General features: G+C 37.1%; 22 protein-coding genes. 10 read left to right on the top strand and 12 right to left on the bottom strand.

The window, feature by feature from the left end; genetic code table 11:
- Positions 1-8: 8 nt before the first annotated feature.
- The 5 genes from JOD29_RS14350 (at position 9) to ssuE (ending at position 3,303) form a co-directional block, all read left to right on the top strand.
- Positions 9-290 carry a glutaredoxin family protein gene (locus tag JOD29_RS14350; protein ID WP_124763567.1) on the top strand — a complete coding sequence of 94 codons (282 nt, stop codon included), beginning with the start codon at positions 9-11 and terminating at the stop codon, positions 288-290.
- Positions 287-1,114, top strand: a complete 828-nt coding sequence (locus tag JOD29_RS14345) for a transporter substrate-binding domain-containing protein (RefSeq protein ID WP_124763568.1) — start codon at positions 287-289, stop codon at positions 1,112-1,114. Before JOD29_RS14350 ends, JOD29_RS14345 begins: the two co-directional genes overlap by 4 nt.
- Positions 1,115-1,163: 49 nt before the next feature.
- A complete protein-coding gene (locus JOD29_RS14340; protein ID WP_124763569.1) occupies positions 1,164-1,868 on the top strand; it encodes an amino acid ABC transporter permease in 705 nt (234 codons plus the stop codon).
- A 13-nt stretch (positions 1,869-1,881) separates the two neighbouring features.
- Positions 1,882-2,583 (top strand): amino acid ABC transporter permease, encoded by a 702-nt coding sequence (locus JOD29_RS14335; RefSeq protein ID WP_124763570.1) that lies wholly within the window; start codon positions 1,882-1,884, stop codon positions 2,581-2,583.
- A gap of 189 nt (positions 2,584-2,772) precedes the next feature.
- Positions 2,773-3,303, top strand: a complete 531-nt coding sequence (gene ssuE, locus JOD29_RS14330; protein ID WP_124763571.1) for an NADPH-dependent FMN reductase — start codon at positions 2,773-2,775, stop codon at positions 3,301-3,303.
- A gap of 466 nt (positions 3,304-3,769) precedes the next feature.
- Here the strand turns inward: ssuE and JOD29_RS14325 are convergent, their stop codons facing one another.
- The 7 genes from JOD29_RS14325 to JOD29_RS14295 all read right to left on the bottom strand — a co-directional run bounded on the left by JOD29_RS14325 (position 3,770) and on the right by JOD29_RS14295 (position 11,222).
- Entirely contained in the window at positions 3,770-4,861 is a 1,092-nt protein-coding gene (locus JOD29_RS14325) for an AbrB family transcriptional regulator (RefSeq protein WP_124763572.1), read from the bottom strand.
- 138 nt (positions 4,862-4,999) lie between these two features.
- A complete protein-coding gene (locus tag JOD29_RS14320) occupies positions 5,000-5,650 on the bottom strand; it encodes a pentapeptide repeat-containing protein (protein WP_124763573.1) in 651 nt (216 codons plus the stop codon).
- Between the two features lie 235 nt (positions 5,651-5,885).
- Complete coding sequence (locus JOD29_RS14315) at positions 5,886-6,158, bottom strand: DUF1292 domain-containing protein (RefSeq protein WP_124763574.1); 273 nt, start codon at positions 6,156-6,158, stop codon at positions 5,886-5,888.
- Positions 6,159-6,194: 36 nt separating this feature from the next.
- On the bottom strand, positions 6,195-7,643 hold the full coding sequence (locus JOD29_RS14310; protein ID WP_124763575.1) for a protein adenylyltransferase SelO: 1,449 nt from the start codon (positions 7,641-7,643) through the stop codon (positions 6,195-6,197).
- Positions 7,644-7,721: 78 nt separating this feature from the next.
- Positions 7,722-8,252 (bottom strand): D-glycero-alpha-D-manno-heptose-1,7-bisphosphate 7-phosphatase, encoded by a 531-nt coding sequence (locus tag JOD29_RS14305; protein WP_124763576.1) that lies wholly within the window; start codon positions 8,250-8,252, stop codon positions 7,722-7,724.
- Between the two features lie 438 nt (positions 8,253-8,690).
- A complete protein-coding gene (locus JOD29_RS14300; RefSeq protein ID WP_124763577.1) occupies positions 8,691-10,817 on the bottom strand; it encodes a sensor domain-containing protein in 2,127 nt (708 codons plus the stop codon).
- Positions 10,818-11,066: 249 nt separating this feature from the next.
- Positions 11,067-11,222 carry a hypothetical protein gene (locus tag JOD29_RS14295; RefSeq protein ID WP_158610523.1) on the bottom strand — a complete coding sequence of 52 codons (156 nt, stop codon included), beginning with the start codon at positions 11,220-11,222 and terminating at the stop codon, positions 11,067-11,069.
- A gap of 260 nt (positions 11,223-11,482) precedes the next feature.
- Here JOD29_RS14295 and JOD29_RS14290 point away from each other — a divergent pair, with 260 nt between their 5' ends.
- Positions 11,483-11,641, top strand: coding sequence for a hypothetical protein (locus JOD29_RS14290; RefSeq protein WP_158610524.1), 159 nt, complete (start codon positions 11,483-11,485; stop codon positions 11,639-11,641).
- A gap of 48 nt (positions 11,642-11,689) precedes the next feature.
- On the opposite strand, the gene JOD29_RS14285 is transcribed toward JOD29_RS14290, so the two are convergent.
- A complete protein-coding gene (locus JOD29_RS14285; RefSeq protein ID WP_124763578.1) occupies positions 11,690-11,935 on the bottom strand; it encodes a hypothetical protein in 246 nt (81 codons plus the stop codon).
- A 154-nt stretch (positions 11,936-12,089) separates the two neighbouring features.
- On the opposite strand from JOD29_RS14285, the gene JOD29_RS14280 reads away from it, so the two are divergent.
- The gene (locus JOD29_RS14280) at positions 12,090-12,278 is read left to right on the top strand and encodes a hypothetical protein (RefSeq protein ID WP_124763579.1); all 189 of its coding nucleotides are present in this window, start codon (positions 12,090-12,092) and stop codon (positions 12,276-12,278) included.
- 397 nt (positions 12,279-12,675) lie between these two features.
- On the opposite strand, the gene JOD29_RS14275 is transcribed toward JOD29_RS14280, so the two are convergent.
- The 3 genes from JOD29_RS14275 to JOD29_RS14265 all read right to left on the bottom strand — a co-directional run bounded on the left by JOD29_RS14275 (position 12,676) and on the right by JOD29_RS14265 (position 15,068).
- The gene (locus JOD29_RS14275) at positions 12,676-12,876 is read right to left on the bottom strand and encodes a zinc ribbon domain-containing protein (RefSeq protein WP_124763580.1); all 201 of its coding nucleotides are present in this window, start codon (positions 12,874-12,876) and stop codon (positions 12,676-12,678) included.
- Positions 12,877-12,953: 77 nt separating this feature from the next.
- Positions 12,954-14,045, bottom strand: coding sequence for a PQQ-dependent sugar dehydrogenase (locus JOD29_RS14270; RefSeq protein ID WP_124763581.1), 1,092 nt, complete (start codon positions 14,043-14,045; stop codon positions 12,954-12,956).
- 264 nt (positions 14,046-14,309) lie between these two features.
- A complete protein-coding gene (locus tag JOD29_RS14265) occupies positions 14,310-15,068 on the bottom strand; it encodes a YqjF family protein (protein ID WP_124763582.1) in 759 nt (252 codons plus the stop codon).
- Between the two features lie 94 nt (positions 15,069-15,162).
- On the opposite strand from JOD29_RS14265, the gene JOD29_RS14260 reads away from it, so the two are divergent.
- The 3 genes from JOD29_RS14260 to JOD29_RS14250 all read left to right on the top strand — a co-directional run bounded on the left by JOD29_RS14260 (position 15,163) and on the right by JOD29_RS14250 (position 17,311).
- Positions 15,163-15,504, top strand: a complete 342-nt coding sequence (locus JOD29_RS14260) for a GNAT family N-acetyltransferase (protein WP_302849675.1) — start codon at positions 15,163-15,165, stop codon at positions 15,502-15,504.
- 71 nt (positions 15,505-15,575) lie between these two features.
- Complete coding sequence (locus JOD29_RS14255) at positions 15,576-16,580, top strand: nucleoid-associated protein (RefSeq protein WP_124763584.1); 1,005 nt, start codon at positions 15,576-15,578, stop codon at positions 16,578-16,580.
- 350 nt (positions 16,581-16,930) lie between these two features.
- Positions 16,931-17,311: a YmaF family protein gene (locus JOD29_RS14250; protein WP_124763597.1), complete on the top strand. Its 381-nt coding sequence runs from the start codon at positions 16,931-16,933 to the stop codon at positions 17,309-17,311.
- A 361-nt stretch (positions 17,312-17,672) separates the two neighbouring features.
- Here JOD29_RS14250 and JOD29_RS14245 read toward each other — a convergent pair.
- Positions 17,673-17,774, bottom strand: a 102-nt coding sequence (locus tag JOD29_RS14245; protein WP_205101700.1) for an IS3 family transposase, incomplete at its 5' end; no start/stop codon positions are given.

The following is a 17,774-nucleotide window of genomic DNA, read 5'->3' as shown; positions in this document are numbered from 1 at the left end:
AAATTAACATGTCAGCAAATTTAGATATTATCGTTTGGTCAAAACAAGGTTGCTCATATTGTGCAGAGGTAAAAGGTTATTTAGAACAAGAAGGAATTCCATATAAAACAGTCGATGTAACAGAACACGATGAATTCCGTGATATTTTAGAAGTAAAATATGGTGTTCGTTATGTACCAGTAGTGGAAATCGGTCGTAACAATACGTATCAAGGCGTAACAGAATTAGGTATTGAACATTTACAAAAAGCAATTGCAGAATTTACTCAAAAGGAAGGTTTAACATCATGAAAAAAGCAGGCATCGCACTAACACTCGCAGCTTCCCTACTTCTTACAGCATGCGGAAGTACAAAGGAATCAGCAACATCAGAAACAGCAGGATCATCTTCTTCATCAGCTGAAGCGGAAAAAGTAATCATCGGTACTGGTTCTGACTTTATCAATATTTGTTTCTACGATGAAGATGGTAACTTAACAGGTTACGATATTGAATTACTAAAAGAGATCGATAATCGTTTAGAAGAATATGAATTCGATTTCCAAACAATGGATTTCTCTAACCTACTGTTAAGCTTAGAATCAAAGAAAATCGATATCATTGCCCATAACATGGCGAAAAACCCTGAGCGTGAAGAAAAGTTCTTATTCAATAAACAACCTTACAATGCGATGCCTACTCACGTAGTTGTGCACGAGGGTAATACAGAAGTTCAGTCTATTGATGACCTTGAAGGTAAAAAGGTAGGATTACAGCCTACTAGTAACGCTTCATTATTCGTAGAAAAATATTTTAAAGAACACAATATGAATACAGAATCTGTGTATGTTTCATCAACACAAGATTATCTAAATCAATTAAAAACTGGACGTATTGATGCAATCTTCTTATTCCCATTCGCTGTAGATATCTTCAATAGAGAATCGGATGCTGAGCTTAAAGTTGTTGGCGAGCCATTAATGTTTACTGATATTCACTTTATGTTCAATAAAGAAGATCAAAAGTTATCTGATGCAGTAGATGGAGCATTAGAAGAGTTAATTGAAGACGGCACAGTGAAAGAATTAAGCACAAAATGGTTAGGTGCAGACTATTCTGTTGAGTTAAACAAATAATAGTGATTTTTCAATTTCAGTCAACCATCAGTAGAAAGGAGGCATCGTAATGGGGACTTTTTTTGAACCATCACTGATTTTTACATCAATTCCAAAGCTTTTATCCTATTTGCATATAACCATTGAGATTTTAGTGTTATCTGTTGCGTTAGGTCTATTGCTAGGCATCCTAATTGCGGTGCCAAAGCTTTACAACGTCCCTATTTTAAAGGAAATAATGACTGTTTACATTTCCTTTATCCGCGGGACACCGATTTTAATTCAGTTATTTTTAGTATTTTATGGTCTCCCAGTTGTTGTTGGGTTGTTCGGCGTTGATATAACACGGATGGATCCGTTTTATTTTGTCATTATCACTTACACGCTTAGTAATGCCGCTGCTTTTGCAGAAATTTTCCGTGCCGCGATTAAGTCGGTAGATTATGGGCAAACAGAAGCTGCTTACTCAGTTGGGTTTACTGCTTGGCAAAATTTTTACCGAATAGTGTTTCCACAAGCCATTCGTGTTGCCTTCCCGAATATCGCAAATACATCCATTAGTTCGTTAAAAGATACTTCCCTCGCCTTTTCCATTGGCGTTATGGATATGATGGGTCGCGGTGACACATTGATTTCGGCAACTGCCCATGCATTAGAAATTTATCTCGCCCTTTCTGTCATCTATTATGTCATCGTTCTTATTTTTGAACGTTGCTTTAAATGGATTGAACGTTATTTAAATCGCTATATCTTAAAAGAGGAATCATCGTTGTAAAGGAGGAACAATCATGCAACTGGATATACCATTCATTTGGACGGCGTTTACCGAAATCATTAAAGCATTGCCACTCACATTGTTGATTGCCTTTACACCGATCTTACTCGGTTTAATCATTGGAATAGCGGTGGCATTTATTCGTATTAACAATTACAAGGTGATCGCCCCTCTAGCAAACTTTTACGTTTCGTTTTATCGAGGAACCCCGGTCATCATGCACATCTTTATCATTTATTTTGGTGTACCCATCATCTTTGAATCGTTATTTGGGATATCGCTAAACTTCTTGCCAATCGCCATTTTCGTCATTATCGCGTTGACATTAAATGCTGGTGCCTACTTATCTGAGATTATTCGTTCAGGGATTTTAAGTGTACCAAAAGGGCAAATTGATGCGGCATTTTCGATCGGCATGACAAATTTTGAAATGCTAAAGCGAATTGTATTACCACAAGCTTTTGCCTCAGCCATCCCGAATTTAACGAATATTTTAATTGGATTTTTACACGCAACATCCATCGCCTTCCTTGTATCGGTTAAGGAATTAACAGGTGTTGCAAACATTGTTGCTTCTAGTAACTTAAAGTTCTTAGAGGCATTTATCGCTGCCGGTATTATTTATTGGGGTGTCACCGTGTTAATAGAATTAATTGCTCACTTTGTTGAGAAAAAAGTGACAGCTTATAGTAATACAGGTGTAGCGAGAAATTAATTAGAAAAGCGGAGGCGGCTCGTTCACACCCGACAAGCGCTGGAGACAATACAAGTGAAGGCGCTTTTTGCCTTCGCTGGTATTGTCGAAGCGACCTCGAGGGTGTAGCCGCCGCAGCTAGACAATAAGAATAAACGTCCATTCATGAGCCCCCTCTCATTCGGACGAAGTTAAGGAGCAGATGATAAAATGAAAGCAGTTATTATAAATGGTGGATACAGTGTGAATTCAAGACTTACTGGAATTGAGGTAGAGGTTGAAAAGCTTTTATCGAAAACTAATACAACTTATGATAAAATCCTTGTTCACAAGTTACCAGCTGAAGCATTGATCACAGCAAACTATGCGAATCCAGTAATTGTGGAAAATGTGAAGAAAGTTGAAGATGCGGATGTAGTCATTTTATTAACTCCTGTATTTAAAGGCGCATACTCAGGCATTCTAAAAACATTTTTAGACTTACTTCCTCAAAAAGGATTTGAAAACAAATCGGTGATTCCAATTGCAATCGGTGGATCAATTGCTCATTTATTATCTGTGGATTATGCGTTGAAACCAGTGGTATCTATTTTAGGAGCTACACACGTAACAAATCCTGTTTATGTAGTCGATAAACTCGTAACACGTGTGGATGATGTATACGTGATTGATGGCGAAATTACTGAACGCCTAGAAAGCACATGGAAGCAAGTGAGTCGTTTTGCTTCTGCAAGAGTATAATTTAACTAATAAACGTCCCCTACCTTTAACGGAGGGGACGTTTTTATGTGCACCAAGCAGGAATAAAGGTAGAGCTCTGGCATAAGTAAATTTTTAATAAAAACGTTTAATATCTATAATACATTCTGTCACTTTATGATTTGGACCCAACAGATTAATAAGTGTTAGCCATTCTCCAGAAACCGCGGCCTACCACTGTAAGCCGCGAAAAGTTTCCGGAACGTTTAGAAGGTCAACATTCTATGTGAGCGGGCCTTACACAAAGTACTAAGACAAGTCGAAAAGACATGTTTCAACATGGCTTTGCGGCTTGTGTGCTCAGCCCGCTCTCAGCATATTCTTTAATAGAATTTTAATTAGAATGTCATCTGTATTAGAAATGGAGCTTTTTATTTTTGCCCCAGCCTCATATCACACTTAGACTTGTAGGTTACATTATTTCTATGGCAATCTCTTACTTATTTTTTCATTCACCATCACATCTTTGACCAACTTCAAATCTTTTGTTTCCGATTGGCTTCATTTCATTCTTTCGATCAATAAGCACACAGACATATTTCAAAAGTGGAAGTATGAATAAAAACACAAACAGCATTCGGAAAATCTGAAATACGGTAACAACGGAAACGTCTGCTCCGATAGCAGTGGCGATTAAGCTCATTTGGTCTAATCCCCCTGCTGCTGAACTTAAGAATCCTGTAGATAATGAATAGTCGAGTAAGTGTGACATAATTAAACCTTGTCCAAAAGTAATGGCCAGTAATAATAACGCACTCCCAATACCCAAAAATAAAACCCTAGTCCCTAGTTTAAGCATTTTGGGTTTTAATAATAGACCGATATATGCACCCATTAATATTTGGGCAATGTGCAATAACAAGCCTGGTATTTCAGGTGTGTCGATGGAGAACATTTCTAATATGATGACCAATAATACAGGTGATAAAAAATAGGCAACCGGCAACTTGATTTTTTTCCCAAACCAAACTGATCCCCATGCAGCAAGGAGCAACAATGCAAGTGGACCTATTGATTCAACAGCGAAAAAACTTCTTTCCCCTTGTACAACATGACCTGAAAGAATAAACGGAATGAGTAAGACGATACTGATTACACGGATTACATGAAAATATGTGACAACCGCAATATCAATATCTTTTTCTTCCTCTGCAAAAATAACAATTTGACTTAATCCCCCAGGAACCGTACAAGTTAACGCAGTTTTCAATGATATATTTCCTATTTTTTGAACACCTATTGCCATAATAACTGAAGCAATTGTTAATGCAACATTGATGACGACCATAAATAATATTAGCCACCCTGATTTAACAAAAATTTCAAAGAGAAACATTTGACCAATCGAGGTACCGACTACAACTAACCCAACATTTCGCAATTGTACTGGCCAATACATTTCAAACTTTATAAAGAATTGGCTAATTAAGACAGTAAAAAGTGGACCAAGCATCCATGGAACAGGTAAATGTAATAGAACAAATAACCATGCACCACATACACTTAAGAGAGCTACTAAACTAATTGATTTTATATGCACAGTTCAAACCCCGTTTCTATCACTTTGTTTTTATAGACTACCATATTATGTATAATACTTTAAATGTTATATTTCTTGAGCTAAAAATATAGACTATTTCTATATGAAAAGAACCTGTAATCATGAGGCATGTAATGATTACAGGTTTAATTCGTCCTCTTTAATAATTAATCCCATTAAAGAGGCAAATGTAATGGCTTGCTGAGCTGAGACTTCACAACCTCTTAGACTTTCCATTGTGACTGTTAATTCTTGAAACTCTGAAGTACTAAGATCTACTCCTTTTAATGAAGTTTCCTCAAAATTCACACCATCAATGTTGGAAGTCTGATATTTAGTTTTCACAAACTGACAATTATAAAAATCCGCATTTTTTAATAGGCTTGATTTAAATAACACTTTATTTAAATTAGAATCAGCAAACGTACTGAAGCTTAAAATGGAATTTTCAAATAAAACATTTCCAAAGCGACTATCTGCAAAATTTACGCCTAGTAATTTACATTCTTTAAATTGCACACGATGAATACTCGCTTTACTCAAATCTGCATTTGAAAAATCGCATTTCTCAAATACCACATCTGTAAGTTGAATATTTGGAAATGACGTGTTTTGAAAGCTTGAATTCGTCACAACCATACTAGATAAGCTCACTCTATCCAGATGCTCCCCATCAAAAGCTGAATTAATGATCTGACAATTCGAAAGCTCTGGATCTTCCTCGCGATCAATGTCTTCAAAACTTCTTTCGGTTAATTGTTTTGGTAGTTTAGGTTGATCTAATTTCATACGCACTTCACCTTCTATTTCCTTACATTTTCCTTAAGTATAAAGCTTCGATCTAATTCGGTCGAGATTGATGTACTTTCTTATATAAATAGACAAGTCGAAAAGACATGTTTCTTCATGGCTTTGCGGCTTGTGTGCTTAGACCGCTCTCACTAGACACTAATTAGAATCTTCATTAGAATGTAACTTTAACAAAAAAAACCATGCACAGGGGCACGGTTTCCTATTCAATCAGTTATTCTTCATCATCTTCCATGATTTCGTCAAATGCAGCTGAAACTTTGTCAAACTCTTCATCAGATTCAATTGCAGTAAAGTCACCATCTTCATCTAATCTTAAAAAGAAAATATCAATGTCTTCTTCTGTTTCTTCTTGAAGGTCCTCTACAAAAGCGACGGCTGCGTATTCAGTTCCTTCAATATTAATTGCTGCTAATACTTCGACTTCTTGTTCAATATCGTCGTCATCCGTAATTGTAAAGATCTCGCCTACTTCAATTTTCTCCATAATTCAAATTCCCCTCTCTTTTATAAAGACCATTATTTATGTTCCACAGAAAGTTCTATATGGGCGGTTAGATGGCTCGGGTAGTGAGCAATATTCTGCATGATCTTTTGTATAATCAAACGGTTTTGATAACACGTCTAATAATCGATGCATTACATTGTAATCTCCTTCTACCGCAGCATCCAAAGCTTCTTCCACTCGATGATTTCGTGGAATAACAGCAGGATTATTGGCACGCATTAACTCAGCCACATCTTCCTTTGACTGTGGTTGCTGATTCAGTCTATCCTGCCACTCGTTCATCCATTCATCGAATTCTGGCTTTCCAAATAATGGCGAATCTTTAAGCTGTCCTTGCGTTAATGCGCGGAATGTATTCGTATAGTCCGCTTGATTTTCTTCCATTAGTTGAAGGAGCTTATAAATGAGTGCTTCATCTTGCTGTTCTTTTGTGAATAAACCAAGTTTTGCTCTCATGCCTTGGATCCAGTTTGCATTATAATAATCGTTAAATTTTGATATTGAGTCCTGTGCAATTTGAACAGCTTGATCGTCATCTTCATGTAATAATGGAAGTAAGCTTTCCGCAAAGCGTGCAAGGTTCCATACCGCAATTCTTGGCTGATTTTTATAAGCATAACGACCTTGTGTATCGATTGAACTAAATACCGTTTCTGGATTAAACGTATCCATAAATGCACATGGACCGTAATCAATGGTTTCTCCACTAATTGTCATATTATCGGTATTCATTACTCCATGGATAAAGCCGACTAACTGCCATTTTGCGATTAAATCAGCTTGACGCTTTACGACTTCCTGTAAAAACTGTTGATAACGATTTTGTGTTTGATCATCAATTGCTGGGTAATGTCTTTTGATTGTATAATCTGCTAGTTCTTTTAATTCTTGGACTGGTCGAGCCGCTGATGCATACTGGAATGTACCAACACGAATGTGACTTGCAGCTACTCGCGTAAGAATGGCACCAGGTAAAATCGTTTCACGGATCGTTCCTTCCCCTGTTGTCACTACCGCTAGACTTCTTGTCGTTGGAATATTTAACGCATGCATAGCTTCACTAATAATATATTCGCGAAGCATTGGCCCAAGTGCTGCGCGTCCATCGCCACCCCGAGAGAATGGTGTGCGGCCTGATCCTTTCAACTGAATATCTACACGGTTTCCTGCCGGTGTTATATGTTCACCGAGTAGAATCGCTCGACCATCTCCTAACATTGTAAAATTACCGAATTGATGGCCTGCGTAAGCTTGTGCTAATGGTGATGCTCCTTCAGGAATTTCATTTCCACCAAAAACAGGGGCTTGTGATTGAAGTGCTTCCACATTTAATCCAAGCGATTTAGCTAGAGGTTCATTTAATATCACGATGTTTGGATCTTTAACAGGTGTTGGATTGGTGCTTGTAAAAAAGGCATCCGGTAAGCGTGAATAACTGTTATCGAAATTCCAACCTGACTTCATTTTGTTCCTCTTCTCTATTTTTTCTTCAACGTTAGTGTTTTCGTCTGCCCTATGATTATACCTTATTGTAACAGTGAACTACGCACGATTTGCATCTTCAATGATCCAGTCGACTGCGGAAATTAAATCGGGAAATACAGCATCTGCTAGTTTATCATGCTCTCCAAGGAAGACCCCTTTTGTTCCTGCTTTCTTCCCTGCCATAATATCTGTGTCCGTATCTCCCACCATATATGATTTTGTTACATCTACATTATATTTTCCCGCAAGGTCTTCAATTAATTTAGCATTTGGTTTTCTGCATTCGCACCCAGATTTCGGCTTATGAGGACAATAAACCGCTTCATCCACGATGGCACCATGTTTTTTTAATTCTGCAATCATGTAATCATGAATTTTTTGAAGCTGTGTTTCCTTCATATATCCTAAACCGACGCCACCTTGATTGGTAACGACAAATATGTAATCAAAGTGTTCATTTAATTTTTTTATTGCTTCAGGAACACCCGGTAAGAAATATAAATCCTTTGGTTTGTTCACAAATTTCACGCGATTCGTTAATACTTCATTAATAACTCCATCACGGTCTAAAAACACTGCTTTTTTCAAATTGGCACACCTCTAATTTATTTGTTTCAGTGTGTTTATGATGTCCGTATTTGGTTTTTCTTATTTATTTTTCATTCGAATAGCTTTAGTGGATAATAATCTTGATTGTTGAGATGACGTTTTGTTGTGTGCTGTTGCTTGATTTTCCATGAATTTTTGAAGATCAATGAAGTTCATGTCAAGGTAGTCGGATTGCGTGTTGAACTTCATTGGCCTTATGAAGTTCATTTTGGAGGTAATCCGATCTCGTTTTGAACTTCATTGGCCTTATGAAGTTCATTTTGGAGGTAGCGGTATCACTTTTTGAACTTCATCCGCCTCATGAAGTTTATTCCAAAAGTAGTCGGATCGCGTTTTGAACTTCAGCACTTTGATGGGTTCATTTTGGGTACTCTACTCCATAAAAAAAGACTGCCAACAAGACAGTCTTTTCTTAGGCTAACCTTTTAATGTATGCATATTCGTTACATATTCTTCAAAAGCCGTTGTACTTAACGGTTTGCTGTAGTAATAGCCTTGTCCAAATTGACATCCATCTTTACTTAACTCTTCTACATGTTCTGCCAATTCGATTCCTTCAGCAATGACATTGATTCCGATTGTTTTTGCAAGGTTCAGCACTGCTTTGACAATTGCTTTACTCTCTTCATTTGTATGGATATCTTTTACAAATGATTGGTCAACCTTTAGGGTATCGATTGGAAATTCCTTTATATAACTTAGCGAACTATATCCGGTACCAAAATCATCGACAGAAATTTGAATGCCCATTCGTCTGATTTCATTCAAAACAGTTACTGTATTTTTTACATCAGCAAATATACTCTCTGTCACTTCAAGCTCTAAGAATTTGGGATGAAGATTCGTTTCTTTAAGAATTTCTTCAACTTTCTGTACGAAATATGGATCTTCAAGCTGACGAACTGAAACATTTACTGCCATGGTTAAATTCGTCAAGCCTTGAATTTGCCAAATGCCTAACTGCTTACAACTCTCCCTTAATATCCACTCGCCTAAAGGAACAATTAACCCAGTTTCTTCTGCTAATGATATAAACTTTAGTGGGGGAATTCTTCCTAGATCAGGGTGATTCCATCTCACTAAGGCCTCCACCCCAATAAGCTCATTTTTAGTAATATTTAATTTCGGTTGATATTCCAAATAAAATTGTTGTTCTTTAATGGCTGTTCTTAAGGCAGTTTCAAGTAATCGTCGCTCTAAAGTTTTATTTTCGATGGATTGATTGAAAACCATAAATGCATTTCTTCCCCGTTGCTTTACATGGTACAGTGCATCATCTGCATTTTTAAGAAGTTCCTCTGATGACTTTCCATGTTCCGGGTAATTTGCTACGCCTATACTGCATGTCACTAAATATTCTTGACCAGCAAGCATAATGGGCGATTGAAGTTTCTCTAAAATTCGTTGTGTGATGGTAATAGCTTCTTGCTCATTTTTGACATCCCTTAGCATTACCGTAAATTCGTCGCCGCCTAATCGAGCTGGGAAATCGGAAGGTCGAATCTCTGAACGAATGATTTTTGCAACTTCTTTTAAAACTAAATCTCCTACATCATGGCCCCATTGATCATTGATTGATTTAAAATTATCCAAATCAATAAACAAGATGGAAAGCCTTTTGTTAGATTTACTCTTACTCATTATTTCACTGCGAAGTTCATTCATAAATGAGCGGCGATTAGGGAAATTCGTCAAAGAGTCATGATAGGCTAAATGATAAATTTTTTGCTCGATCACTTTTCGGTTTCGAATATCTCTCATGTCCACCATAATTAATTCACTGCCCATCGAACAAGTAGGATTATTGGTTACGCCAAAATTTGCCTCTACGTCAATATAATCTCCATTTGCATGTCGAACTTGCATTTCAATTTGTAAAGGATCTTTTTTCTTCCTACAATAGGTATGAATACTTTGCTTCACCATCTCCACATCATCTGGGTGAATAAGGTCAAAAAAGTCACCCTTTTCTAATGTTGGAAGTTCATACCCTAAAATTTTGTGAAATGTTGGAGAGACATATTGAAACGCCCCATTTATTTCTACTAATGAGATTAAATTAACTGAGTTATTTGCGATTAATTGATACTTTTCATTACTTTTAATGATTGCTTCTTCTAACTCTTTTTGTTTTGTGATTTCAGAATGGATGGCTATATATTGATAGGGGTTATTGTTTTCATTTAAAATCGGAACAATCACTGCATGAACCCAGAAACTTGATCCATCTTTCTTACGATTTTTAATTTCACCCTTCCATATCTGACCGCATTCAATTTGTTTCCACGCATTATTAAAAAATGATTCTGGGTACTCATCAGAGTTTATGATGCGATAATTTTGTCCCAGCAATTCATTTCTATGATATTGACTAACTTCGCAAAATAAATCATTTACATATGTAATAATCCCTTGATCATTAAAAATTGCTACAATGGCTGTTAAATTTAAAGCATGCTCAATTGAACGAAAATTCTTTAATTGTTGTGTACTATTGCAGTGAGAGGATTGATCATCTGCTGTTTTTTCAAGGATTCGGTTCATTATTATGGCTCCTTCATTTAATCGAAAAGCACTAAAAAAATTATGAATTAACTAAGTCTTTTTTATCAGTTCAATATTTTTATTTTATAGGAAAGTAGGCCAATTTAAAATATGTAATCGAATAGTATTTTTTGGTTCTGTTCCAATAGAAAAAAGCCGATTTCCCAGCTGGTTAGGAAATCGACTTTTTCTTTGAAAGAGGATTGTGAGTCTTGAGTCTCGTAATGAGTATATGAAATATCGTTTCGATTATTCCTTTTCGGATAATAACTTTTGTAGTTTTTTCTGGCCTTCTTGTAACATTTTGACTTCTTGTTCTAATGAGTCAATTTTATCAATCATCGGTTGTAAGGCTTCTTGTAGCATCACTTGTAATCGAGCAGCTTTTTCATTTGTTTCCATCATATTGATCGCCTCCAAATCGTAATAATGAAGCTCTTAAAATTAGCGAAAAACTGTGTTGAGTATTTTCCGTCGATCTTTAAAGAAGTATTTTTCTTACATGTTTATAATACTCCATCTAAAAGAAAAAAACTGTATGATGAGCGAACCGTTGAAAATTTGTCACGGTTTGTTTAAATCGATTGAGTGGATGTATTTAACAGAATTTGATTTCATCTTAGAGGGCAAAATAAAATGACTTAATAGATTGGAGGAAACTTGATATGCATAAGGATGAGAGACTGAACGAGGAAGCGGCTCTAAATAATAACTTGGATGCTGCAACGTTACAAATGAATAACGATATTGCAAAACAACATAAACAGCCAAAGACAGATGGCAAACCGAATACACATAAAAAGACAAATACTCGCTCGCATTAAAACAATAAAGGCAACTCCCCTCCTCGGTGTTGCCTCCTTTTTTGCTGGTTACTCTTCTTGAATCATTTTAACTTCATCATATCCACAGTCACTGCAAACCATTAAATGGGGACAAATTTGATCCTTTGCTGTGTTTGGATATCCATCCCCCATTTTTACGGTTTCTTCATCGTTATAGTGACCATAAGGATCTAAAAAGTCGGATACCTTCCCTGAGTCGTCCAATTTCTTATGACAATTTGGGCAATGAACTTCTAATTCTTTTAATGAATTACATAAAGGGCATACAGCCATCAGTATCACTCCTTATCTCTCACACGTAGTATCTGTTTTTTTACTAGCTACCATACAATGACAATGGGATGAAGGGCTATACCCGTTACACACATAGAAGATAGTAGTTGAGGGTAGTTTAATTATGATAAGGCACAATTTCGGAGGACACACCATGAATGATAAAACGTTTTTGCTTAATATGTATGCCATGCTGAACCAGATGCAGTCCCAATTAAACCAATGCAAATCATATTTAGAAAACGAGTTAGATGAAAAAGGCTATGATTACAGTACAATGCTTGAAGATTATGATGTTGCAGGTTTTGATCAAGATGAAGTTTTTAATGAAAGGCCTTCCTAAGGTTATTTTTGCTTCACGAAAAAGACCGGGACAAAGTAGAATTTTCAAGATAAGCTACTACTACCAATAGTAAAATTCTAAGAGCAATTAGTGTTAGCCACTCTCCAGATACCGCGGCCTACCACTGTAAGCCGCGCAAAGTTTCCAGAAAGTTTAGAAGGACACATTATATGTGAGCGGACCTTTCACAAAGCACATAGACAAGTCGAAAAGACACGTTTCAACGTGGCTTTGCGGCTTGTGTGCCAGTCCGCTCTCACCACACACTTCATTAGATTCGCTATTAGTATAACCTTTAATAAGTTATCAAAAGGTAAGCATAAACCAGTAAGCAAAACACCATTCCTCTATTTGAGAAAAATGATGTTATTGGCACTTCCTAACCTCTTTACTTTCCTTAACCAAAGAATAAATCAAGAATATTTGACCCTGTAGACGACTGTTTATTGTAAAACTCTGAGTATCCACAGTTTTTGCAATAAATGACAATAAACTGATTGTGCTGAAGATCAAATATTTTGGAAAGACCAGTTCCAGTCATAGCAACTTCTTTTTGAGCTGCATCTTTACTTCCACATTTAATACACCCTTTATCCAATTCCTATTCCCCTCACTTTTGTATGATTTGTTATCTCTTCTACGATTAAAGGGGGGATCTAGTTTCAATTGTTCTAATTAATTATTTAATTGGGATAGTGAAATTCGATACAACTTGTCGTCATTTTGCTGTTGTTCGCCGCGCCCATCTGTATTATTGCTAATGAAATAAAGCGAGTCATCCTCAATGTAAATATCCCGAATTCTGCCAAGGCCCGTTATGATTTCACGGTATTGCATCGTTTCCAGGTTAAATTCCAAAACTGCATTTCCTCTTAATGCTGCAACGTATAACTTCCCCTCATGTTCATCCATTCCAGAAGGTGCCCATGTAACATTAATACCTGACGTAAATATAGGTGTAACCATGCCTTCACGCTGTTGGAATCCCTCTATCATCGGCCAACCAAAATTTTGTCCTGCTACAATTTCATTAATTTCATCATTCGCTTGGTTTCCATGTTCACTTTCATACAACTTTCCATCTGGCGCCCACGTGATTCCTTGAGGATTCCGATGACCATAGCTATACACGTAGGAGTTGGGAAACGGGTTATCATTCGGTACCGTTCCGTCTAAATTTAACCTCAAAATTTTCCCAGCTAATGAATTACGATCTTGTGCTAATGCTGAATTTGCAGCATCACCGACTGTTGCATAAAGTTTATGGTCCGGACCAATTTTAAGTCTTCCACCATGATGGACACGACCACTCGGGATTCCGTCAAGTAGTACTTGTTGTTCCCTCCAAACGTTATTTTCTAATTTCAGTGTAACAATCCGATTAAATTGTTCAGCATCATTTTGGTATGTGTAATAGGCATAGGCTTGGTTGGACTGTGGAAAATCAGGGGCAAGGACAAAACCAAGTAAACCCGCTTCTGCAACTGTCGCTAAAGGTTTTGTTAGTTCTACACGTTGCCGCTCCACTTGCCCCTTTTCTATTTTTGCTATGCTTCCCGTTCTTTCAGATATATAAAAAGTATCTCCTTGTTTTTCGATGGACCATGGAATGCTTAATTGTGTTGCGACGATCTCAATCTCTTCTGTAGGAACGACAGATACCTCTAATAATTGGTTTTGGTCTACATTCTTTGGGATTGGTTTTTGCTCTGTACAACCTGCTATGAATATTATTGTGAACATAGCTCCTAGAAACAGTTTTTTCATTATCTCACCTCTCCAATTAGCTTAACTATTACCATTGTTACCTATTGAAAGAAGATTTCATTCAATTAAAGTGCGTTCTATAGAAGCTCATTTTTATCGTTTTCTGATTAGGATGGATTTGTGTTTTTATTAGTTTTGGAGTGGTGGAGAATGAATTAGCGAATTGTTACTTGATGAAAGGAATTTCGAGAGTGAAATTGGTCGTAAATCCTCATCATAGCTTTAATGAAGGGAATTTTGTATGTGGGGATGGGGCGAAACCCTTCATCCCCTTGAATTCTTAACCGGAACAATTGGCCAGATGCTGACTACTCTCTCCTTTGCATAGTGCAGGATGGGTTCCTTATTTTCCGGTGTAATTTCGTATTTCGATAGTGATGTGTTTTTATGAAAAACTGCCTCTGCTTTTTGTAATTCCCATGGTTGGTGTAATATATCACAACGAATTGGGATGCCAATTTTACTTATATTATAAAAACAATATCGTTCAACTAACCAAGCATCTAAAGATCCTTCCTTCGGGTAATAGGGTTCAGAGATTGGCTTATAATCACAGACCAACTGTAAGCCCTCTCTCTTTCTGCTTTCAAAAGTTACGTATTCATCTCCCTCTTTTAATTTCATCTCCATATGATGATAGGGTAATTGGAAGAAGGCTTTTGCTGAGTTTGCGGCAAGCCAATTTGCGGCTGTCAAACTAAAAAAATACACGCCTGGCTTTCCATTTAATGTGACATATGTACGAACATTAAACCCGGCAAATGTGCTTGTTCCAGGGATTGGCGGTAAAAGTCGTAAATGCATCGAAGTTGTAATATAAGGAACGACGCTAACCCAGCACGTATCCTGATACGAATCTAAAGGCAAACTTGCTGGCACTAATTTCCGGAGAATTTCACGTTTCACAGGATAATGAGCAAACAACGTATGACGCCACGTCTGCTTCATGATCCAGGGTAGTTTTGGCAATGGACCTCGATGATCGTGGTGGTTCGCCAAACTTGTGTTCATTTCTTCTTCCATGACAGCCCTTACTCCCCTCTTGCATTCAATATGTAGTATAAGGTTAGTCTATAACTTATCTTCTTAGACACTTGAAATCCTCTTCTTTTACATAGTGGAAGATGACCAAGTAGTCGGGCTAATTAACGGACCGATTGTGAATGTTCGTTATATTTCGGATGATTTATTTGATACGGTACTCCCTAATCCCCCATTCGGCGGCCATCAAACAGTTCTAGGTGTAGCTGTGGCACCAGAACAACAAGGTAAAGGTATTGCGAGCAAGTTATTGAAGCATTTAGAGGATGAAGCACGCAAAGCTAAACGCGAAACTGTTACCTTAACATGCCGCGCAGAACTTATTTCATTTTACGAAAAATTAGGCTATATAAATGAAGGAAAATCTAAATCAGAACACGGTGGCATTGAATGGTATAACTTAGTAAAGGAGCTATAAAAAAGACATGAAAAACCTGTGCTACTTATGATAAGGTATAGACTCTACAACTTTGATGAGAAGGTGAGATTTTGCTAGATGTTAGTGAAAGTAAATTAGCACAGTATGTTTTTCATTATGTAAGTGATTCGCTAGTTTTTGGTGAAGAGGCTTTCTCTCAGCCAGAGGTTATGCTTGAAGCAGCCTTTACCCAATTAGCGTTCCATAAGATTGATTTAGAGCAGCAATATGAATTCTTCCACGAAACAGATATCGGCTTAAATGAAGTCTATACATATGCGAAGTCTATTTTTGATCAGGAAAGTAGTTTTCTTGAACAGTCAAAAAATATAGCCAAGCACCTACAAAGTTCTTCCCAACACCCAAATATTAAAAGTGGTGAATTGTTTATTGGTTTATTCGATCAATGTGTCATGTCTACAGAAGTGAAAAAGGTTTTAGCCATCGTTAAAATTGATGAAAAGGAAATGTTCCTTGATGTGAAAAACGACCAAAATCATCTGACGGTAAGTGGGATCGATGGCATTAATGTAAAGAAACTTAATAATATGGCTGTAATCGTAGACATGGGCAGAGACGAGCCCCCTGCTGTTTTTATTAAAACGAAAAAGAAGGAAGATGTCGTTTATTGGCAGGAGCGATTCTTAAAAATTAAAGTGGCAGATGAACATTATCATAAAACGAATTTAGCGTTAACAGAAGTAAAAAAATATATTTTAAAAGAAGAGAATTTTAGTAATACGGAGAAATTAGGATTACTCAATAAAACCCTCGATTATTTCCGTAATGAAGAAGAATTCCAGGTCAATGATTATATCGACTCGGTCTTTCAAAAAGTGGAGGCCGTTCAGAAAGATGTAATCGTTAATACGGTAAAGCCTTACGAAACGGTTATTTCTGAGAGCGCGATTGAAAAAGCAGAAAAAACATATAAACGAAAAATAAAACTCGATTCTAATATTGAAATTCAAGTGAACGTGCGTGATATTGAACAAGTTGATGAACTGATTGAAGTGGGCTTCGATGAAACAACCAATCGAAAGTTCTATAAAATCTACTTCCATGAAGAAGAATAATAAGAAAAGTGGAGGCGACTCGTTCACACCCGACAAGCACTGGCCGACAAAAACGCGACGTCCTGTCGCATTGTCGGCACTTGTACATCCATGTACTTCGGAGACAATTCCGGTGAAGGCGCTTTTTGCCCTCGCCAGTTGTAGTGAAGCCACCTCGAGCGGCTAACGCGCGAGGCTAGACAATAAGCAATGCGAAAAGAACGCCCGGTTAGTCCTGGTTCTGCTTAAACGTCATATCCTATTGTCAAAGAAAATCATAAACATATTTAAGCACCTACTTAGTTTATAGGCTAGTGTCCTTATTTGCCCACCTTACATATAGTATGAAAAAGGCAAAAGGAGTCTTACAATTGGAAATACCTGTTTCCGGATTTATGTATCATTCAGACGATTCAGATCCTATGCATTCCCATCAACTGTTCCTTACATCATGGGATGGTAGACCCATCCCTGCCCATATCCATGAATTTAAAGGCGTTACTTCTTTTGATGTAGGACATAATCACAGATATGCTGGATCGACTGAACCCGCTCCAAGTGGAGTTCCCCACACCCATAGATACTTTACTTTCACTTCAGTAGATGATCAGCATAGACACCAAATTCGTGGCATTACTGGTCCAGCAATTCCCCTTCCAACCGGAGGACATTACCATGAATTTAACGGCTTTACAACTGTTGACGGATCCACCCCACACCAACACAGCTATGGCGGAACTACAAGTTTGTAATAAGAAATTCTACTATATTATCTAGAAAAGGTTAAAATGAACGCGTATAGATACTTTGAAAATTTTATATCTAATACTGAAATTTCATTTTAAAATACTGTAAGCCGCGCAAAGTTACCGGAACGTTTAGAAGGACACTTTATATGTGAGCAGTCCTTACACAAAGCCGGTGGCAAAAACGCTACGTCCTGTAGCATTGCCACCATGACCAACATCGTGTTGGCCTCTTAGACCGCTCTCTCGCAAACTCTTTATTAGAACCTACACCTTAAAAGAGTCCACAGAAAATAATTAAAAACTTTAATAGTATATAAACAAAAGCTCCCTCGGATGATCTGACCCAAAAAAGTTAGACATAAAGTTAGGCGGCTTCCAAGACCTGAGTTCGGTATTCTACTGGACTTAGGTCTTTTAATTTTGCCTTCATTCGTTTGTGATTATAATAGTAAATGTATTCTTGTAA

This window comes from Lysinibacillus composti (assembly GCF_016908465.1).
GTDB lineage: Bacteria > Bacillota > Bacilli > Bacillales_A > Planococcaceae > Ureibacillus > Ureibacillus composti_A.
The sequence above is the reverse complement of the archived record's forward strand: the minus strand, read 5'-3'. Positions and strand labels throughout refer to the sequence as shown.

Excerpts from the sequence above, each read along its gene's own strand:
- JOD29_RS14350 (WP_124763567.1), top strand. The coding sequence starts at position 9 with ATGTCAGCAAATTTAGATATTATCGTTTGGTCAAAACAAGGTTGCTCA.
- JOD29_RS14345 (WP_124763568.1), top strand. The coding sequence starts at position 287 with ATGAAAAAAGCAGGCATCGCACTAACACTCGCAGCTTCCCTACTTCTT.
- JOD29_RS14340 (WP_124763569.1), top strand. The coding sequence starts at position 1,164 with ATGGGGACTTTTTTTGAACCATCACTGATTTTTACATCAATTCCAAAG.
- JOD29_RS14335 (WP_124763570.1), top strand. The coding sequence starts at position 1,882 with ATGCAACTGGATATACCATTCATTTGGACGGCGTTTACCGAAATCATT.
- ssuE (WP_124763571.1), top strand. The coding sequence starts at position 2,773 with ATGAAAGCAGTTATTATAAATGGTGGATACAGTGTGAATTCAAGACTT.
- JOD29_RS14320 (WP_124763573.1), bottom strand. The coding sequence starts at position 5,650 with ATGAAATTAGATCAACCTAAACTACCAAAACAATTAACCGAAAGAAGT.
- JOD29_RS14315 (WP_124763574.1), bottom strand. The coding sequence starts at position 6,158 with ATGGAGAAAATTGAAGTAGGCGAGATCTTTACAATTACGGATGACGAC.
- JOD29_RS14310 (WP_124763575.1), bottom strand. The coding sequence starts at position 7,643 with ATGAAGTCAGGTTGGAATTTCGATAACAGTTATTCACGCTTACCGGAT.
- JOD29_RS14300 (WP_124763577.1), bottom strand. The coding sequence starts at position 10,817 with ATGAACCGAATCCTTGAAAAAACAGCAGATGATCAATCCTCTCACTGC.
- JOD29_RS14295 (WP_158610523.1), bottom strand. The coding sequence starts at position 11,222 with ATGATGGAAACAAATGAAAAAGCTGCTCGATTACAAGTGATGCTACAA.
- JOD29_RS14290 (WP_158610524.1), top strand. The coding sequence starts at position 11,483 with ATGCATAAGGATGAGAGACTGAACGAGGAAGCGGCTCTAAATAATAAC.
- JOD29_RS14285 (WP_124763578.1), bottom strand. The coding sequence starts at position 11,935 with ATGGCTGTATGCCCTTTATGTAATTCATTAAAAGAATTAGAAGTTCAT.
- JOD29_RS14280 (WP_124763579.1), top strand. The coding sequence starts at position 12,090 with ATGAATGATAAAACGTTTTTGCTTAATATGTATGCCATGCTGAACCAG.
- JOD29_RS14270 (WP_124763581.1), bottom strand. The coding sequence starts at position 14,045 with ATGAAAAAACTGTTTCTAGGAGCTATGTTCACAATAATATTCATAGCA.
- JOD29_RS14265 (WP_124763582.1), bottom strand. The coding sequence starts at position 15,068 with ATGGAAGAAGAAATGAACACAAGTTTGGCGAACCACCACGATCATCGA.